Below are 14,964 nucleotides of genomic sequence, written 5' to 3'. Positions count from 1 at the left end.
CCGGGTCGAGTGACGCGGGACGACGAAGGAGGATCCATGGACCTGCAACTCCGAGGCAGAACGGCGTTCATCAGCGGATCGACGCAGGGCATCGGGTACGCGATCGCCTCCGCACTCGCGGCCGAGGGCATGCGCGTGATCGTCAACGGCCGGGAGGACGCCCGGGTCGAAGCAGCCGTCGATCGCCTGCGGCGTGACCAGCCGGGAACCACGGTGTCCGGCATCGCGGCCGACTTCGGAGACCCGGGCGACGTCACCCGACTGCTCGGGTCCCTCGACGACGTCGACGTCCTCGTCAACAACGTCGGACTCTTCGGCCTCGCCGCCTTCGAGTCGATCGCCGACGAGGACTGGTCCCGGTACTTCGAGGTCAACGTGATGAGCGGGGTCCGCCTGTCGCGGCACCTGCTCGGCGGGATGCTCGAACGCGGGTGGGGTCGCATCGTGTTCATCGGCAGCGAGTCCGGCGTGAACGTCCCCGCGGACATGGTGCACTACGGCGTGACCAAGGCCGCGGTGATCGCGCTCGCGAACGGACTCGCGAAGCAGACACGTGGGACCTCGGTCACGATCAACACCGTCCTCGGCGGTCCCACGTACTCCGACGGTGTCGCGACGACGGTCGAGGCGATCGCCGAGGCGCAGGCTCTTCCGGTCGAGGCGATGCAGGCCGCGATCATCGGTCAGAACCGGACCAGCCTGCTCGAGCGCTTCATCGACCCGGCCGAGATCGCGGCGCTCGTCACCTACCTCGCGAGCCCGCTGTCCTCCGCGACGAACGGCGCCGCGATCCGGGCTGACGGCGGCGTCCTGACCGGGCTCCTGTAGGTGGCACGTCAGCCGAGGTGTGCGTAGTCCGGCAGGTCGATCGCGTCGGCCGGCGGCGTGAAGAACCGGTCGCCGAGCCGACCGATGAACGGGGTGGAGGCGACCCGGACCGCAGCACCGAACGCGGCGATGCCGAGCCGGCTCTTCGGGTTCGCGACCCGCGGCACCCCCGGCGGCAGCTGCTGCGCCTGGGCGACGTACGGCCGCATGATGCGCTCGTAACCGCGGAATGCATCGCGGTGGTCGACGTGTGCGGCGAGTTCACCGGCCAACACGTACGCCCCGGTGAGCGACAGGCTCGTGCCCATGCCACTGACCGGTGAGGCGCAGTAGGCGGCGTCGCCGACGAGCGCGACCCGACCCTCGGACCACCGCGGCGCGCGGACCTGCCCGATCGACTCGGAGTACAGGTCGTCGGCGTCGTCGATGCCCGCGAGCACACGATGCGCTTCCCAGCCGGCGTCGGCGAAGACCTCGTGCAGTCGGCGACGCTGCTCCTCGATGGATCGTCGCTCGGAGCCGGCGCGCTCCCGGGTCCGGTCGGTCACGAACGACAGCGTCGCCCGGATCGTGCCGTGCGGGTCCGGGCGCAGCGTCACCGATCGCCCACCCGGTGCGTTGTACCAGCGCCACCAGTCGTCGTCCGCGTCGGTGCGGGGGATCGTCGCGTAGGAGGTCTCGAGGCCGAGGGACCGGATCTCGGGCTCGTCGCCGAAGACCAGTCGCCGGGTGCTCGACCCGATGCCGTCCGCCGCCACCACCAGGTCGAACCGCTCGTCGGCGGCGTGCTCGAACTGCACGGTCACGCCGTCGCCGGCGCCGTCGTTGTCCGCGATGCCGGTGATGCGGTCGCCGAACCGGTACTCGGTGGTGTCGGTGGTCCGGCCGACCAGCAGCTGCGCGAGGTCACCGCGCAGGATCTCGAGCTCCGCGGTGGCGCCGCCCGAGTCCGTGGTTCCGGCCGGGAACTCCGCGATGACCGAACCGGAGCGGCCGATGAACCGCGTGCCGACCTCACCGGTCGTGGCGGCACGGATGTCGTCCTCGATCCCCATCCGCCGCGAGACCTCGCGCCCGGCGCCCCGCACGTCGACGTTCTGGCCGCCGGTCCGGAGCTCCGGCGCGCGCTCGACGATCGTCGTGTCGTAGCCGTACCGGTGCAGCCAGTAGGCCAGGGCGGGTCCGGCGATGCTCGCACCGGAGATGAGGACGCGCTTGCGGTCGGTCGACATGTTGCCTCGAATCTTGATTACCAATGAGATTAGCAATCTACACGACTACCATCGACCTCGTGCCGCACGACGAACCGACAGCGCCCACCGACGGACGACGAGACCGCGAGGACCGACGCGACCGCGAAGCCGCCCGTCGCGACGGACGACCGCTGCCCGACGACGACATCCGCGCCCGGGTCCAACAGGTCGGGGTGCGACAGCAGCGGTTCGAGCGACACCTCGCCCGGGCACTCGACGTCGACGCGGCCGGGCTCGAGGCGATGGACCACCTCATCACCCACGGACGGTCCACCCCGACCGAGCTCGCGCGGCGACTGGAGATCTCCACCGCAGCCATGACCCTCGTGCTCAACCGACTCGAGTCCGCCGGCCACGTCACGCGCGAGCGGCACCCCAGCGACGGCCGGAAGCTCGTGGTCACCGCAGCCGAGCGGTCGTCCGATCGTGCGTACGACCTGGTGCTGCCGCTGATCGAGGGGATCGAGGACGTCGTCGCCGACATGGACGACAGCGAGCGCGCCACGGTGCAGGCGTTCCTCGACCGCCTGATCGGGATCTACGACGACGCGATGGACTGATCAGTCGACTCCGTCGGGTGACCACGGTCGCTCACCGAGGCTCCACCGCGCCATCGCCTCGACCTGTGCCTTCGCGCTCTCCAGGCTCGTGTGGTCGCCGAAGACCTCGCCCGACCACCCACGGACCTCGTACCGGTTCGTGAAGACGACTGTTCCGATGTGGGACCGGCCGGAGCGGGCTTCCCACCGGCCGACCTCGAGCGCGGTCCAGCTCGTCGGGTCGTGCTGGTGTGGGAGATCGGTCTGCGAGGAGGACATGGCGTTTCCGGTCGGCATCGGACGAAGAGATCGTGCCGGCAGCCGGGGGCCTGGGTCACCTGCGGTCGACGGTAGTCCCTCCTCGTGCGGGTGGCCCAACGTCGACCGATTGACATCGGTTACTGAGTGCACTCAGAATTGAGTCTTCTCATCGACCCTCAGGAGCACCACCATGCGCGCCTTCGCGTTCGACCAGTACAAGCAGCCCCTCCGCGAGACCGACATCCCCGAACCGGTCGTCGGCGACCACGACGTCCTCGTGGCCGTCGCCGCCGCCGGCCTGAACCAGCTCGACGAGAAGATCCGCCAGGGCGAGTTCAAGCTGATCCTGCCGTACAAGACCCCGCTCGTCCTCGGCCACGACGTCGCCGGCACCGTGATCGCGGTCGGCGCAGGCGTCCGACGGATCAAGCCCGGCGACGAGGTCTTCGCCCGCCCCCGTGACCACCGCATCGGCACGTTCGCCGAGCGCATCGCCGTCGACGAAGCCGACGTCGCCCGCGCGCCGTCGAACTTGAGCGCAGCCGAGGCTGCCTCGATGCCGCTCGTCGCCCTGACCGCGTGGCAGGCGCTCGTCGAGAAGGGCAGGGTCGGACCGGGCACGAAGGTGCTCGTCCACGCGGGCTCCGGTGGCGTGGGGACGATCGCGATCCAGCTCGCCAAGCACCTCGGTGCCCACGTCGCCACCACGGTGTCGGCCGCCAACGCCGACTTCGTCCGCGAGCTCGGTGCCGACGTGGTGATCGACTACCGCACCCAGGACTTCGAGCAGGAACTGTCCGACTACGACTTCGTCCTCGACAGTCTGGGCGGCGAGAACCTCGAGAAGTCCCTGCGCGTGCTGCGCCCCGGCGGCAAGGTCGTGAGCATCAACGGCACCCCTGACCCCGCCTTCGCGAAGGAGGCCGGGCTGGGCCCGGTGATCCGACTGGTCATCGCCGGCATCAGCCGCGGGGTCCGCGCGCAGGCGAAGCGACTCGGGGTCACGTACGAGTTCCTGTTCATGCGAGCGGACGGCGCGCAGCTCCAGCAGATCGCCGACCTCGTGCAGGCCGGCGCGATCCGCCCGGTGGTCGGCGCCACGTTCGCCTTCGACCAGACCCCCGAAGCGCTCGCGTTGATCGGGACGAGCCGCGTGCGCGGCAAGACCGTCGTCACCGTCGCCTGACGGGAGTCCGGCTCAGCGCGGCAGGACCGCCCCGAGCTGCGCCCGGATCGACTCGACGACGCTCGCCACGCTGGTCTCGGGGTCGACGTGCGACACCATGGTGACGAACACCACCGCCGAGACCACGTGCGCGAGCGTCGCGGCCCGTGCGTCGTCGAGACCACCGCGGTCGATCAGGATCTCCGCGACCGCCTGCTCGGTCATCCCCGAGATCGCGAGCGCTCGCGCATGGTGCGGCTCGCCAGGGTCCCCGAAGGCCATCTCCCGCAGGTAGGTCCGCCCGTTGGACACCTGCACCCGGTTGCAGGCGACGATCGGCGTCACGAGCGCGAGCACCGCATCGAGCGCGTCGTCGGTCGCCTCAGCAGCTCGACGGCCCTGTTCGAGCGCTTCGTCGTACTTCGCGTTCTGCACCAGCAGCAGCAACTCGCCCTTGGTCTTCGCGTACAGGAAGAGCGTGCCGGCTCCGATGTCCGCGCGCTCCGCGATCTGCTGCGTCGTCACGTCGTCGACGCCGTGCTCGGCGAACAACTCGCCGGCAGCAGCCGTGATCCGGTCGAGCTTGTCCTGCCGGTTCCGCTCACGCCGACCTGGAACCTGTGTCACGTGCACACTCCGGATCTGATCGGCGATGGGGTCGACCCATCCTGCCATCCGCAGGAGAACCCCGGGACCGCCGTCGGTCGTCGACGTGGCGCGCAGTGTGGACGGGAGGCCCGTGGCGGGCCCGCACCGTTCCTCCCGTCCGCCGCCCCCTGCGTTCAGTGCCCCCGGCGGTCAGCGCGCCGCCCGCGTGAACGTGCGGTGCACGACCCCCGACTGCGACGCGACCGTCTCGACGTCGAAGCGCTCCTCGATCCCCTCGAGTCCGTCCCAGAGCCGCTCGCCGCGGCCGAGCACGATCGGCACCTCGACCAGGTGCAGGTGGTCGACCAGGTCGGCCTGCAGGAACTCGCGGACGGTCTCGACCCCGCCGCCGATCCGGACGTCCCGGCCCGGTGCGGCCTGGCGGGCGAGCTCGAGCGCTTCCGCCGGGGTGGCGTCGACGAAGTGGAAGGTCGTCCCGCCCGCCATCTCGAGGGGCTCGCGCGGGTGGTGGGTGAGCACGAACACGGGCGTGTGGAACGGTGGTTCGTCGCCCCACCACCCGGTCCAGCCGTCGTCGGGCCACGGTCCGCGCTGGGGTCCGAACTTGTTCCGCCCCATGATCTCGACACCGATCTCCGGTCCCCAGGCGCGAGCGAACTCGTCGTCGACATCGGTGGTCCCGCCGGACGCTCCTTGCATCGCGCGGAAGGTGGCCGTGGCGGCGAACCACCCCATGAGTCGGCCGTCGGCGTGCCCGAACGGCCGGTCGATCGACTGGTCGGCTCCGGCGCCGTACCCGTCGAGCGAGATCGCGAAGTTGTGGACCCTGACCGTCGACATGGTGCTCCTGTCCTGCTTCAGAGGGTGATGCCCGTCGCCGTCGCCAGGGCGTCGACGAGTTGGCGGCGGAACTGCGGGTCAGCCACCGCCTGGTGCGGCTCCTGCCGCTGTCCGTGGAACCAGTAACCACCGCTGACGGTTGCGTCGGGGTCGGTCACGAGGGCTTCCTGGGTACGGTGCCCGAGCTCGAGGTCGTCCGACGCCCCCGCGCCGCCCATCTTGGTCGGGACCCAGCCCGGGTCGACGGCGTTGCTCAGGACGCCGGGCCGGCGCTCGGCGACCTCGGCTGCGAGCGCGGTCACGAAGAGCTTGGTGTCCGAGTACGTGTTGGTCTCCGCGATGCCGTCCCAGTCGACGCCGTCCAGTCGGGGGCGGCCGCCGCGGTGCATCCCACTGCTCAGGTACACGTGCCGGGTCGGCGCGTGGAGCAGCGCGGTGAACAGGTACGGCGCGACGACGTTGACGGGGATCAGCGCACGGCCGGAGATCACGCCGGCGTTGTGCACGACCGCGTCGATCGGGTCGCCGGTGTCGAGGTCGCGCGCAGCGGCGATCACGGCGTCGCGGTCGGACAGGTCGGCGACGACGAGCGTGGCACCACGGTCGAGCAGGTCGGCGACTGCCTCCGCCCGTGCCGTGCTCCGGGCGTGCACGACGACCTCGTGCCCGTCGCGGAGCAGGGTGTCGGCGGTCGCCCGCCCGAGGCCGTCGGTCGAGCCGGTGACGAGGATGCGGGACATGCGTTCATCATGCGCCGGGTGGCGGGGGCGTGTGCGGCAGGTGGACCAGCAGCGGGGCGGACGGGAGGCGCGGGGCGGGCCCGCACCGCGCCTCCCGTCCGTTCTCGGCCCGGCCACAGGGCTGCAGTACGGTCGCAGCATGATCAGCTTCCTCGACCCCGCGGACGCCGTCGCCGTCGGCGACGCGACGATCGTGCCGGACGCGACGCGTCCGGTCGCAGCGGTCGTCACGGGTGACGACGTGCGGTGGGTGACGTGGCCGGACGCCCCGTTGCCCGCCGGTGCGGTCGACGACGTCCGCGTCCTGGCGACCACAGATGGCGCGTGGATCGTCTACGGGTCGAACGGTGACGGTGGCGACGCCGTGTCCCGGTCAGCCGTCCACGTCACGCCGACCGGTGTGACGTGCGCGGTCGAGCTCGGGGATCGTCGGCCGCACGGTGCCGACGTGGACGGGTTGTGGATCGGTGACCCGCGACCCGCGTCGATGTGGGACGGCGAGGACGACGACGTGGACGTCGATGTGGATGCCGGTGGCTCCGACGACTCCGACGCCGACGCCGACGATCCGCTCGACGGCGTCGACCCCGAGACCCTGCCGTGGGCGCCGGCCGAGCCGTTCTGGCCGACACCAGAGGAGTGGGCGGCGACGCTCGAGACCGAGGCCGCCGCCGAGCACGATCACGACGACCCGGAACTGCTCGACGACGAGGACGACGGTGGCCCGTACACCTGGAGCATCGGCTTCGGCTTCGGCGACGAGTCCGACGGCTTCGTCCCGTCGATGGAGCCACTCGCTGACCCGGGTCCGCCATTGCCCACCCCGGCGACCGACCTGGTGCTCGTGCGGCCGGACGGCACCCGCGCGACGATCGCCGTCGACCACCTGGTCGACGGCGTCGGTCGCGAGGGCTCGGTGCTGACCGTCCGGTACGCGCCCACCGGGCCCCGGCGGACTCCGGACTCCGCGGGCGGGCTGGACTACACGTACCAGTACCGCGAAGTCGACGTCGACCTCTCCGATGGCCTGCCGACCACCATCACCACCGATGCCCTGCCGGCGCGGACGGTGGACGAGGACGAGGACGAATCGTCGTGGGAGGCCGAGGAAGCACGGCTCGAAGCGGCTCGCGCCCCGTGGATCGAGCGGCTCGACCTCACCGGGGTCGAGGGCGCCCGGTGGCCGCTCCACGACACGGACGACTCGACGAAGGCGCAGGCGGTCGCCGCACTCGTCGGGGTGTTCGAGTCGCTGGCCGAGCCGGGCATCCTGTGGACCCGCGAGCACCCGGAGCCCCGCCGTGCGGCGAGCGCCTACCGGGCCGTCGAGGTCGTCGTCGAGGGGGAGTGGCCGTCGACCGAGGTGGTCGTGTCGTTCGAGCACAGCGACGTGCCGTACCTGCGGCTCCGTCGGCGCTACCGGGTGTTCGACGACGCCGGCCACGTCGAGGACTGGACGTACGTGACGGTGTACCTCGAGGAGGACATCGCGACCCGGGACATCCCTGCGCGTGACGCCGCCGTGGACGGCGTCCTCGACATCTGACGGATCGCGCCCGTTCCGCAGCCTCAGCCGATGACGCCCGTGTGCTCGAGCACGATGTTCACGCCGATCAGGATGAGCACGACACCGCCGGCGATCTCGGCCGGCTTGCCGAACCGGGCTCCGACGCGGCGCCCGACGACCACGCCGGCGAAGGACAGCACTGCCGTCGTCACACCGATGAGCAGCACCGCGCCGCCGATCGACACCGGCAGGAACGCCAACGTGACACCGACGGCCAGGGCGTCGATGCTCGTCGCGATCGCCAGGACCAGGAGTTCGCGGATCGGCAGACGGTCGGTGTCCTGCTCGGTGTCCTCGTGCTTCGAGAACGCCTCCCACAGCATCTTGCCGCCGATCAGCGCGAGCAGCCCGAACGCGATCCAGTGGTCGAAGGCGGCGATGTACTGCGCGAACGCCGAACCGAGCAGCCATCCGAGCAGGGGCATGAGCGCCTGGAACGCACCGAACGTCAGCGCGATGACGAGCGCGTGCCGCACGTCGAAGCGCTTCATGTGCAGGCCCTTGCCGAGGGCGACGGCGAAGGCGTCTGCGGAGACGCCGAGCGCGATGAGGAAGAGGGCCCAGAACGACATGGGGGCGGCGCCTTTCGAGACGGTCGGACGGAGACGCCGACGTCTCAGGACCTGACGATCCTGGCATGGTTCCGAGGACGAAAAGGCCTGATCAGCGGTATTCGTCGTGCCGAATCCGGGGGTTGGTGCGCCCGCCCCGGACCCCCGTGGTCGCCGCCGGTCGCGCCTCCGGTCCTCAGCGAGCGACGGACAGGGCGAAGGGCGCGAAACCGATTGCGCCGAGCAGGCTCGGCACCATCAGCGCCATCGACTCCGGGCCGGACGCGGTGGCGATCGGGCCGAGGTCCACGACCCACCCGTCCTGCCAACCCAGGCTGCGAAGCAGGTCGCCCACCGTGGCCTTCGCCGCGGCGTCGTCCCCGGAAACGAAGGCGGTCGGCGGGGTGGCGAGTGCCGCCGGCGCGGTCATGACCGAGAACAGCATCGTGTTGAGGCTCTTCACCACCCGGGTCTCCGGCAGGGCGGCCTGCAGCCGCTCGCCGAGGCTGCCGTCGAGGTAGGCGAGTCCACCCGGCAACCCGTCGGCGGTCCGCGTGGTCGCGTTCGAGACATCGAGCAGGATCCGTCCGGCGAGTCCGGCCCGCAGTGCGGTCATCCGCTCCAGGGTTGTGTCGCCCGGTGTGGCGTTGACCACGACCGCGGCGGTCCGGATGGCGGTCGCGACGTCGGCGACCTCGACCCCGGTGTCGGCCCAGTGCGGCCGGACGGACTCGGGGTCGCGGACGCCGATGGTGACGGGGTGGCCGGCGGCGACGAGGCCGCGCGCGAGCGTGCTCCCGACACGTCCGGATCCGAGGACGGAGATGGTCGTGGTCGTGGTCGTGGTCATGGGGGTGTCCTTCGTGGTCAGGTGCGACGGGTGGGTCAAGGGGTTGGGGTCAGCGGCTCAGCGGCTCAACGGGTGAGCACTGCTGCGATCGGGCGGGCGAGGTCCGGCGCCGCGGCGATGCAGTCCTCGCTCGCCAGCGTCCAGGGGGCACCGGTCGTGTCGGTGACGGCACCGCCCGCCTCGTGCACCAGGAGCGCTCCTGCAGCCAGGCCGGACCGCACCTGCCCGAACTGCCAGAAGCCGTCGACGTGCCCGGTGGCGACCTGGACGAGCTGCACGGTCGCAGGGACCGAGGCCGACACGAGCAGTGCTGCTTCGAGCATCCGGTCGATCGAGTCGCTCATCCGGCGGCGAACCGCCGGCGCCTCGCCCGGCTTCGCTTGACCGGTACCGACCAGGGCGGCTCCGACCTCGGTCTTCCGCGAGGAACTGATCGGGGTGCCGTTCAGCCGCGCACCGGCCCCGCGGACGGCCGTGAACACCTGGTCGAGTGCCGGCAGGACGACGGCGGTCAGGACGGGGACGTCGTCGCGCACGAGCGTCGCGGTCACGCCCCAGTTCGCGGATCCGTGGACCAGGTTGACGTTGCCCTCGGCGGCGTCGGTCACCCACCACTCGCCCGGGCCGAGCGTGCCGGTGCCCTCTTCGTCGTCGTCCCACTTCGCATCGGGCCGGAGGCGCTCGAGCGCCGGTCGGAGCACCGCCGTCGAGGCCGCGTCGTTCGCGTCGATCGCGGCGAGCAGCGACCGCCCGTCGTCGACCCGGTTCGCGGTCGAGAAGCGCTCGAGGAGCACCTGCGCGGCCGCGGTCACCGCCTCCGTCACGCCGGTGAGCAGCTGGTGGTCGTCCATGGTCGTCTCCTGTCCCGGCCGACGCGGTCCGTCGATCCGGGAGCAACGCTACGAACGCCGACCATTGCACACCAGTACATTCCGCGCACCGGTAGATTGCGTCTCGTGCAACTGGACCTGAACCTGCTCACCGCGCTCGACGCCCTGCTCGAAGAGGAGAGCGTGACCGGAGCCGCCGATCGGCTGCACCTGTCCGCACCCGCCATGAGCCGCGCGCTCGGACGCATCCGGATCGCCGTCGGAGACGAGGTCCTGGTGCGCAGCGGCCGGGTCATGCGGCCCACGCCACGCGCCCTCGCGATGCGCGAGGAGGTCCGGTCGCTCGTGCTGCGCAGCCGGCAGGTCCTGACACCCGAGACGACCTTCGACGCCGGCGCCCTGCACCGGACCTTCACGATCCGTGCGCACGACGCCCTGGTCTCCGTGCTCGCCCCGTGGCTCGTCGAGCACACGCACCGGGCCGCCCCCGGCGTCGGCCTGCGGTTCCTCGGCGAACCGGACGACGACACCACGGACCTGCGGCGGGGCGTCGTGGACCTGGAGATCGGTTCCGCCGAGCCCGCGACCGCCGAGATCGACCACCGGCACATCGCGACCGACCCCCTGGTCGGGCTGGCACGCCGCGGGCACCCGCTCCTGGCCTCGGGCACCGCCGACGTCGACCTGGCTGCGTGGGCAGGTGTGCCGCACGTCGTCGTCTCCCGCCGCGGCCGGTTCGGCGACCGGATCGACGAGCTGCTCGCCGCGACCGGGCGGTCACGGTCGGTGGTCGCGTCGGTCGCGTCCACGAGCGCCGCCGTCGAGATCGTGCGCGAGACGGACGCGGTCGTCGTCATCCCGGCGTCGGTGGCGTCACGTGCCGTCCGCGCGGACGACACCGTGGTCTTCACGCCGCCCGTCGAGCTGCCGGCGGTGTCGGTCGTCCTGACCTGGCACCAGCGCTCCACGTCCGACCAGGGGCACCGGTGGCTGCGCAGCCTCGTCGAGCAGGCGCTCGTCGGCACGCTGGAACCCTGACCGGCTTCGGCGACCCGGCTCACGTCTTCGACGTCAGCCGGATCGGACGGGAGGCCCGTGGCGGGCCCGCCACGGGCCTCCCGTCCGGTCTGCGGCGCGTCAGCGACCGGCTGCTGCGTGGGCGGCGACCTGGGCGGCGGACAGTTCCGTCCCGTAGACGGCCGCGTACCGCATGGACCCGGTGAAGTAGGCGTTGGCGGGCGAACCCGGCCATCCGCCGATGGTGTCGTAGCCGATCCGGAACCAGCCGGTGTAGTTCTCCGGCGTCTTGTACGCCGCGTTCGACGCGACCAGCGTGCCGTCGACGTACAGGCGCATGCCGTTGGCCGGTGACATCGTCGTCACGGCGTGGTGCCATGCGCCGTCGGTGTAGGCCTTCGGCGACGAGACGACCTGGGTCGTGCCGCTGTACGTCCCGAACGCGAGCTGCCCGCTCGTGTTGAGGTAGAGCTTGCGGTCGTGCTGCCCGGATCCGCCGGTCTGGCTGCTGCCGAAGCCGATGAGCTGTCCACCGGCGACCGTGGTCTTGAACCAGACCTCCTCGCTGAAGGTCGTCGGGTTGGCGTACGAGCGCGAGGTGGAGACGTAGCTCGTGGAGCCGTTCAGCACGTAGGCACTGCCGGTGTCGCGCGGGCAGGCGTTCGGGTCGGGCGTGACCGCCGTCATCGACCCCTGGTAGGTGCCGTTCACGCCGCGGCCCGACCAGTCCGTGGCGGTCTTCGCGTTCGTCGACTCGGTGAGCCGGTACGCGAACAGGGCGTTCGCGGTGTCGGCTCCGACGGCGCCCGTGCAGGTGAAGTACGGGGCGGTCGCGGCGGTGTTCGTGTCGTTCCGGACGGTGGCGCTGTAGGCGGAGCGAGTCGGCGCGAACTGGTTCAGCAGGACGACGACAGCCAGGGCGACCACGAGCAGGAGGGCGACGACGCGGCCGTCACGCAGGCGACGGAGGATCACGAGGGACGCACCGCCTCGACGCGGCCGACGGCCAGGCAGGCCACGAGCGGCACCAGGCACAGGGCGATCAGCGCCACCCACCCGAGCGGGTCGAGGTCGATGTTCGAGGTCAGCTGGTAGTGCCCGTTCTTCGTGAGTTCGTGGATGACCACGCGGCCGACCTCACCGTCGACCAGGTGCACGGTGTTGCCGCCGTGGGCATCGACGCGCACCGGGAAGATGCCCGACGAGATGACGGTGGCCTCGACGCCCGTCGGGCTCGAGGTGTTCGTGATGGTCGTCACGTTGACGAACGGCTTGAGCACGAACGCGGCGTACGAGACCGTCAGGGCGGAGCCGGCGATCCGGAGGCACGTGCGGGTCACCCGGTCCGTGAAGGCACTGGTCAGGGTCAGGATCAGGAGCGTGCCGATGAGCAGGATCGGGGCGGCGCGGAACAGCCAGCCGAGGTGCGGGACCAGGAGCGCCGGGGTGCCGATCACGTCGGCCTGCGACAGCGTCCACGGGTCGACGGCGCCGTTCACGTCGCCGCGGGTGTGCAGGCCACCGTCGGCGTCGATCGCGATGATGCGGTGGGTGTAGACGACGTCCGGGTTCGCGGACGTCTCGAACGAGACGACGTCGCCGACGCGCAGGGTGGTGACGTCGACCGGCAGGTCGAGCACGAGGGTGCCGACCGGGGCTGCTTCACCCATCGAGGGCGTCTCGACGACGAACCAGCGGCCGCCGGCGGACAGGAACAGGACGGCGGCGGTGAGCAGCAGCGCGGCGACCAGGGCGAGCAACCAGGCGAGGACGGTCTCGGAGCGGGTGACCGCACGACCGCGGAGGACCGGACGGTCGAGCGTGCCGCTGAGCGGGATCGCTGCGGTCTGGCTCATGTCGTGCTCCTGCGGCTCGGTGGGGTTCGGCTACTGCGCGTGGTGGAACGGGGGTGGCGACGCTCGGCCGGAGGGGGGTCGGTCGAGCGTCGCCGGTCTGGGGTCACGGGACGTCCCGGGACGGCTGGGGGAGCCGGCCCGGAGCGGGATCAGGCCGTGAACGTCCAGGTCATGGGGACCGAGGCTGCGAGGCCCTGGTACGTGTTGCCCGCCGAGGAGTCGAGGGTCACCGCGAAGTTGAACGGCGTCGAGGCGCCGGCGGCCGGAGCTGCGGGCATCGTGAAGGCCGACGCTGCGGCGCCCTTGAAGCTGGCGAGCGTGCCACTGAAGACCGTGGTCGAGCCCGAGGTGATGACGAGGTTCATCTTGGCGCAGAGGTCGGTCGCGGTTCCGTTCGAGGAGCCGTTGTTCGACTGGGTGCACGTGCTGCCCGGCGTCAGGGTGAAGGTGCTCGCGGCAGCGGTGCCGGTGTTCTTGATCGAGATCGCCGTGTTGACCGTGTTGCCCGGCGTCATCGTCGTGCTGCCGCCGAACTTGTTGATCGTCGAGCAGGTCGCGGAGTTCGTCGAGACCGAGCCGCCGTCGGTGCTGAGGCAGGTGACGGTCGCGCCGGCGTTCTGCTCCTGCATGATCAGCGTGCCGCTGGCGGCGGTGTTGCTGCTGTTCGTGATGCTCGCCGCGAACCCGGACAGGGTGCCGGTGAGCGAGAGGGAGAGGAGCACGGCGGCGAAGATGCCGGCGAGGAGCGCCACGGGGGCGAAACGGATCCGCTTCAGCGCGGAGGTGCGGAGCTTGGTGGACACGGTGTACCTCATCGGTTCGGTGGTTCGCAGTGGTTGGGGGAAGCAAGTCACTCGGGCGGATTTGCTTCAATCATTAAGATAGTCACCGCTTGACCAAGTTAGCCACTCGCACACCTACCCCAGTGCGGGGGACGCTCCCGTCCCCCGGGTTCCCGACATGGAAGGATTCCCCCCGTGACCCCCGCCGCACCCGATGACGACGCCGCCGACCTGATGGCCGCGTTCACCGCTGTCGTGCGCGCGAACGCGAGCCTGGTGAACCAGCTCAGTGCCCGAGCCGGGGTGCACGAGAACGCCCTGCGAGCACTCGTGCTCATCAGCGACACCGGCTACTCCACGCCGACGGAGGTCGCCGGGTACCTCGGCCTGACCTCGGGCGCGGTGACGAACATGATCGACCGGATGAGCACCGCCGGACTCCTCGAGCGCGCGCCGAACCCGAACGACCGTCGTGGGTCGTTGCTGCGGCTGCTGCCGAGTGGCGACGACGTCGTCGCGGACTACCGGCAGCGCTACGCCGCCATGCTCCGGGCGGTCGACGGCGCGCACGGCGGCGAGCTGCACGAGGTGCTCAACGACCTGGCGACGAGTCTGTACCAGCAGGCCGCGGCGGCGGGGGAGTAGGCGCTCGTCAGACCGGCTGGAGCGCCTGCTGCTCGCCGGCGGGGAGCTCGACCCGGATGCGGTCACCCGTCCGGACGACACCGCCGGTCACGACGACGCTCATCACGCCGCCCTTCCGCACCACCGCACCGTCCTCGTCCCGCCCGAGCACCTCACGCAACAGCCCCGGTTCGAACCCGTTGATCTGCTGGCACGGGTTCCGCAGGCCCGTCACCCGGACGCACGCCTCGTCGCCGAGGTGCAGCACGGTCCCGGTCGGCAGGCCGAGCAGGTCGACGCCGCGGGTCGTGACGTTCTCGCCCATCTGGCCCGGCTCGAGGTGGTACCCGGCGTCGGCGACCTCGTCGAACACCTCGGCGTGGAGCAGGTGGACCTGCCGAAGGTTCGGCTGGGAGGGGTCACGTGCCACGCGGGAACGATGTTGGACGGTCGTCCCGGCGTGCGCGTCGCCCTCGATGCCCCAGCCCTCGACCAGGGTCACCTCGTCGACGACGGGCTTGCTGAACCGATGGACGTCGTCCCGGCTCACGGCGATCACACGCGGCTGGTCGTCACGGTTGTCGGTCATGGTGCGATTCTGGCGCAGGTTCGGGTCCGGCGCAGCACAGATCTGGTCACGCGCTCACGCGCT

Annotated in this window: 18 protein-coding genes; 6 read left to right on the top strand and 12 right to left on the bottom strand. The window is 71.2% G+C overall.

What is annotated here, in order from left to right; genetic code table 11:
* Positions 1-36 precede the first annotated feature (36 nt).
* Positions 37-828 carry an SDR family NAD(P)-dependent oxidoreductase gene (locus EDF23_RS04835; RefSeq protein ID WP_131845123.1) on the top strand — a complete coding sequence of 264 codons (792 nt, stop codon included), beginning with the start codon at positions 37-39 and terminating at the stop codon, positions 826-828.
* A gap of 8 nt (positions 829-836) precedes the next feature.
* Here the strand turns inward: EDF23_RS04835 and EDF23_RS04830 are convergent, their stop codons facing one another.
* The gene (locus EDF23_RS04830; RefSeq protein ID WP_131920859.1) at positions 837-2,060 is read right to left on the bottom strand and encodes an FAD-dependent monooxygenase; all 1,224 of its coding nucleotides are present in this window, start codon (positions 2,058-2,060) and stop codon (positions 837-839) included.
* A 59-nt stretch (positions 2,061-2,119) separates the two neighbouring features.
* Between EDF23_RS04830 and EDF23_RS04825 the strand changes: the two genes are divergently transcribed.
* On the top strand, positions 2,120-2,641 hold the full coding sequence (locus EDF23_RS04825; RefSeq protein WP_243648811.1) for a MarR family transcriptional regulator: 522 nt from the start codon (positions 2,120-2,122) through the stop codon (positions 2,639-2,641).
* Here EDF23_RS04825 and EDF23_RS04820 read toward each other — a convergent pair whose 3' ends face one another.
* Positions 2,642-2,899, bottom strand: a complete 258-nt coding sequence (locus EDF23_RS04820) for a hypothetical protein (RefSeq protein WP_131920855.1) — start codon at positions 2,897-2,899, stop codon at positions 2,642-2,644. It lies immediately after the preceding gene.
* A gap of 172 nt (positions 2,900-3,071) precedes the next feature.
* Here EDF23_RS04820 and EDF23_RS04815 point away from each other — a divergent pair, with 172 nt between their 5' ends.
* The gene (locus EDF23_RS04815) at positions 3,072-4,067 is read left to right on the top strand and encodes an NADP-dependent oxidoreductase (RefSeq protein ID WP_131920852.1); all 996 of its coding nucleotides are present in this window, start codon (positions 3,072-3,074) and stop codon (positions 4,065-4,067) included.
* Between the two features lie 12 nt (positions 4,068-4,079).
* Here EDF23_RS04815 and EDF23_RS04810 read toward each other — a convergent pair whose 3' ends face one another.
* From EDF23_RS04810 to EDF23_RS04800, 3 genes are all read right to left on the bottom strand, one after another.
* Positions 4,080-4,679 (bottom strand): TetR/AcrR family transcriptional regulator, encoded by a 600-nt coding sequence (locus tag EDF23_RS04810; RefSeq protein ID WP_243648810.1) that lies wholly within the window; start codon positions 4,677-4,679, stop codon positions 4,080-4,082.
* Positions 4,680-4,844: 165 nt separating this feature from the next.
* Positions 4,845-5,495, bottom strand: a complete 651-nt coding sequence (locus EDF23_RS04805; protein ID WP_131920848.1) for a dihydrofolate reductase family protein — start codon at positions 5,493-5,495, stop codon at positions 4,845-4,847.
* A 17-nt stretch (positions 5,496-5,512) separates the two neighbouring features.
* Positions 5,513-6,235: an SDR family NAD(P)-dependent oxidoreductase gene (locus EDF23_RS04800; RefSeq protein WP_131920846.1), complete on the bottom strand. Its 723-nt coding sequence runs from the start codon at positions 6,233-6,235 to the stop codon at positions 5,513-5,515.
* Between the two features lie 139 nt (positions 6,236-6,374).
* Here EDF23_RS04800 and EDF23_RS04795 point away from each other — a divergent pair, with 139 nt between their 5' ends.
* Positions 6,375-7,781 carry a hypothetical protein gene (locus EDF23_RS04795; protein WP_131920844.1) on the top strand — a complete coding sequence of 469 codons (1,407 nt, stop codon included), beginning with the start codon at positions 6,375-6,377 and terminating at the stop codon, positions 7,779-7,781.
* 23 nt (positions 7,782-7,804) lie between these two features.
* Here the strand turns inward: EDF23_RS04795 and EDF23_RS04790 are convergent, their stop codons facing one another.
* The 3 genes from EDF23_RS04790 to EDF23_RS04780 all read right to left on the bottom strand — a co-directional run bounded on the left by EDF23_RS04790 (position 7,805) and on the right by EDF23_RS04780 (position 10,054).
* A complete protein-coding gene (locus tag EDF23_RS04790; protein WP_131877877.1) occupies positions 7,805-8,374 on the bottom strand; it encodes a manganese efflux pump MntP family protein in 570 nt (189 codons plus the stop codon).
* 175 nt (positions 8,375-8,549) lie between these two features.
* Complete coding sequence (locus tag EDF23_RS04785; RefSeq protein ID WP_131920842.1) at positions 8,550-9,203, bottom strand: NAD(P)-binding domain-containing protein; 654 nt, start codon at positions 9,201-9,203, stop codon at positions 8,550-8,552.
* 65 nt (positions 9,204-9,268) lie between these two features.
* Positions 9,269-10,054, bottom strand: coding sequence for an inositol monophosphatase family protein (locus tag EDF23_RS04780; RefSeq protein ID WP_131920840.1), 786 nt, complete (start codon positions 10,052-10,054; stop codon positions 9,269-9,271).
* Between the two features lie 105 nt (positions 10,055-10,159).
* Here EDF23_RS04780 and EDF23_RS04775 point away from each other — a divergent pair, with 105 nt between their 5' ends.
* Positions 10,160-11,071: a LysR family transcriptional regulator gene (locus EDF23_RS04775; RefSeq protein ID WP_173169042.1), complete on the top strand. Its 912-nt coding sequence runs from the start codon at positions 10,160-10,162 to the stop codon at positions 11,069-11,071.
* Positions 11,072-11,170: 99 nt separating this feature from the next.
* Here EDF23_RS04775 and EDF23_RS04770 read toward each other — a convergent pair whose 3' ends face one another.
* The 3 genes from EDF23_RS04770 to EDF23_RS04760 all read right to left on the bottom strand — a co-directional run bounded on the left by EDF23_RS04770 (position 11,171) and on the right by EDF23_RS04760 (position 13,709).
* Complete coding sequence (locus EDF23_RS04770) at positions 11,171-12,025, bottom strand: LamG domain-containing protein (protein WP_131920838.1); 855 nt, start codon at positions 12,023-12,025, stop codon at positions 11,171-11,173.
* Positions 12,022-12,906, bottom strand: a complete 885-nt coding sequence (locus EDF23_RS04765) for a S26 family signal peptidase (protein WP_131920836.1) — start codon at positions 12,904-12,906, stop codon at positions 12,022-12,024. Before EDF23_RS04765 ends, EDF23_RS04770 begins: the two co-directional genes overlap by 4 nt.
* Positions 12,907-13,055: 149 nt before the next feature.
* Entirely contained in the window at positions 13,056-13,709 is a 654-nt protein-coding gene (locus EDF23_RS04760) for a hypothetical protein (RefSeq protein WP_123293393.1), read from the bottom strand.
* A gap of 174 nt (positions 13,710-13,883) precedes the next feature.
* Between EDF23_RS04760 and EDF23_RS19465 the strand changes: the two genes are divergently transcribed.
* Complete coding sequence (locus tag EDF23_RS19465) at positions 13,884-14,333, top strand: MarR family winged helix-turn-helix transcriptional regulator (RefSeq protein ID WP_185040719.1); 450 nt, start codon at positions 13,884-13,886, stop codon at positions 14,331-14,333.
* 7 nt (positions 14,334-14,340) lie between these two features.
* Here the strand turns inward: EDF23_RS19465 and EDF23_RS04750 are convergent, their stop codons facing one another.
* Positions 14,341-14,901 (bottom strand): MOSC domain-containing protein, encoded by a 561-nt coding sequence (locus EDF23_RS04750; RefSeq protein WP_131920834.1) that lies wholly within the window; start codon positions 14,899-14,901, stop codon positions 14,341-14,343.
* Between the last annotated feature and the right edge of the window lie 63 nt (positions 14,902-14,964).

This window comes from Curtobacterium sp. PhB128 (assembly GCF_004340725.1).
In the GTDB taxonomy this organism is placed as follows: domain Bacteria; phylum Actinomycetota; class Actinomycetes; order Actinomycetales; family Microbacteriaceae; genus Curtobacterium.
This window is presented reverse-complemented; position numbering and strand designations above follow the sequence as displayed.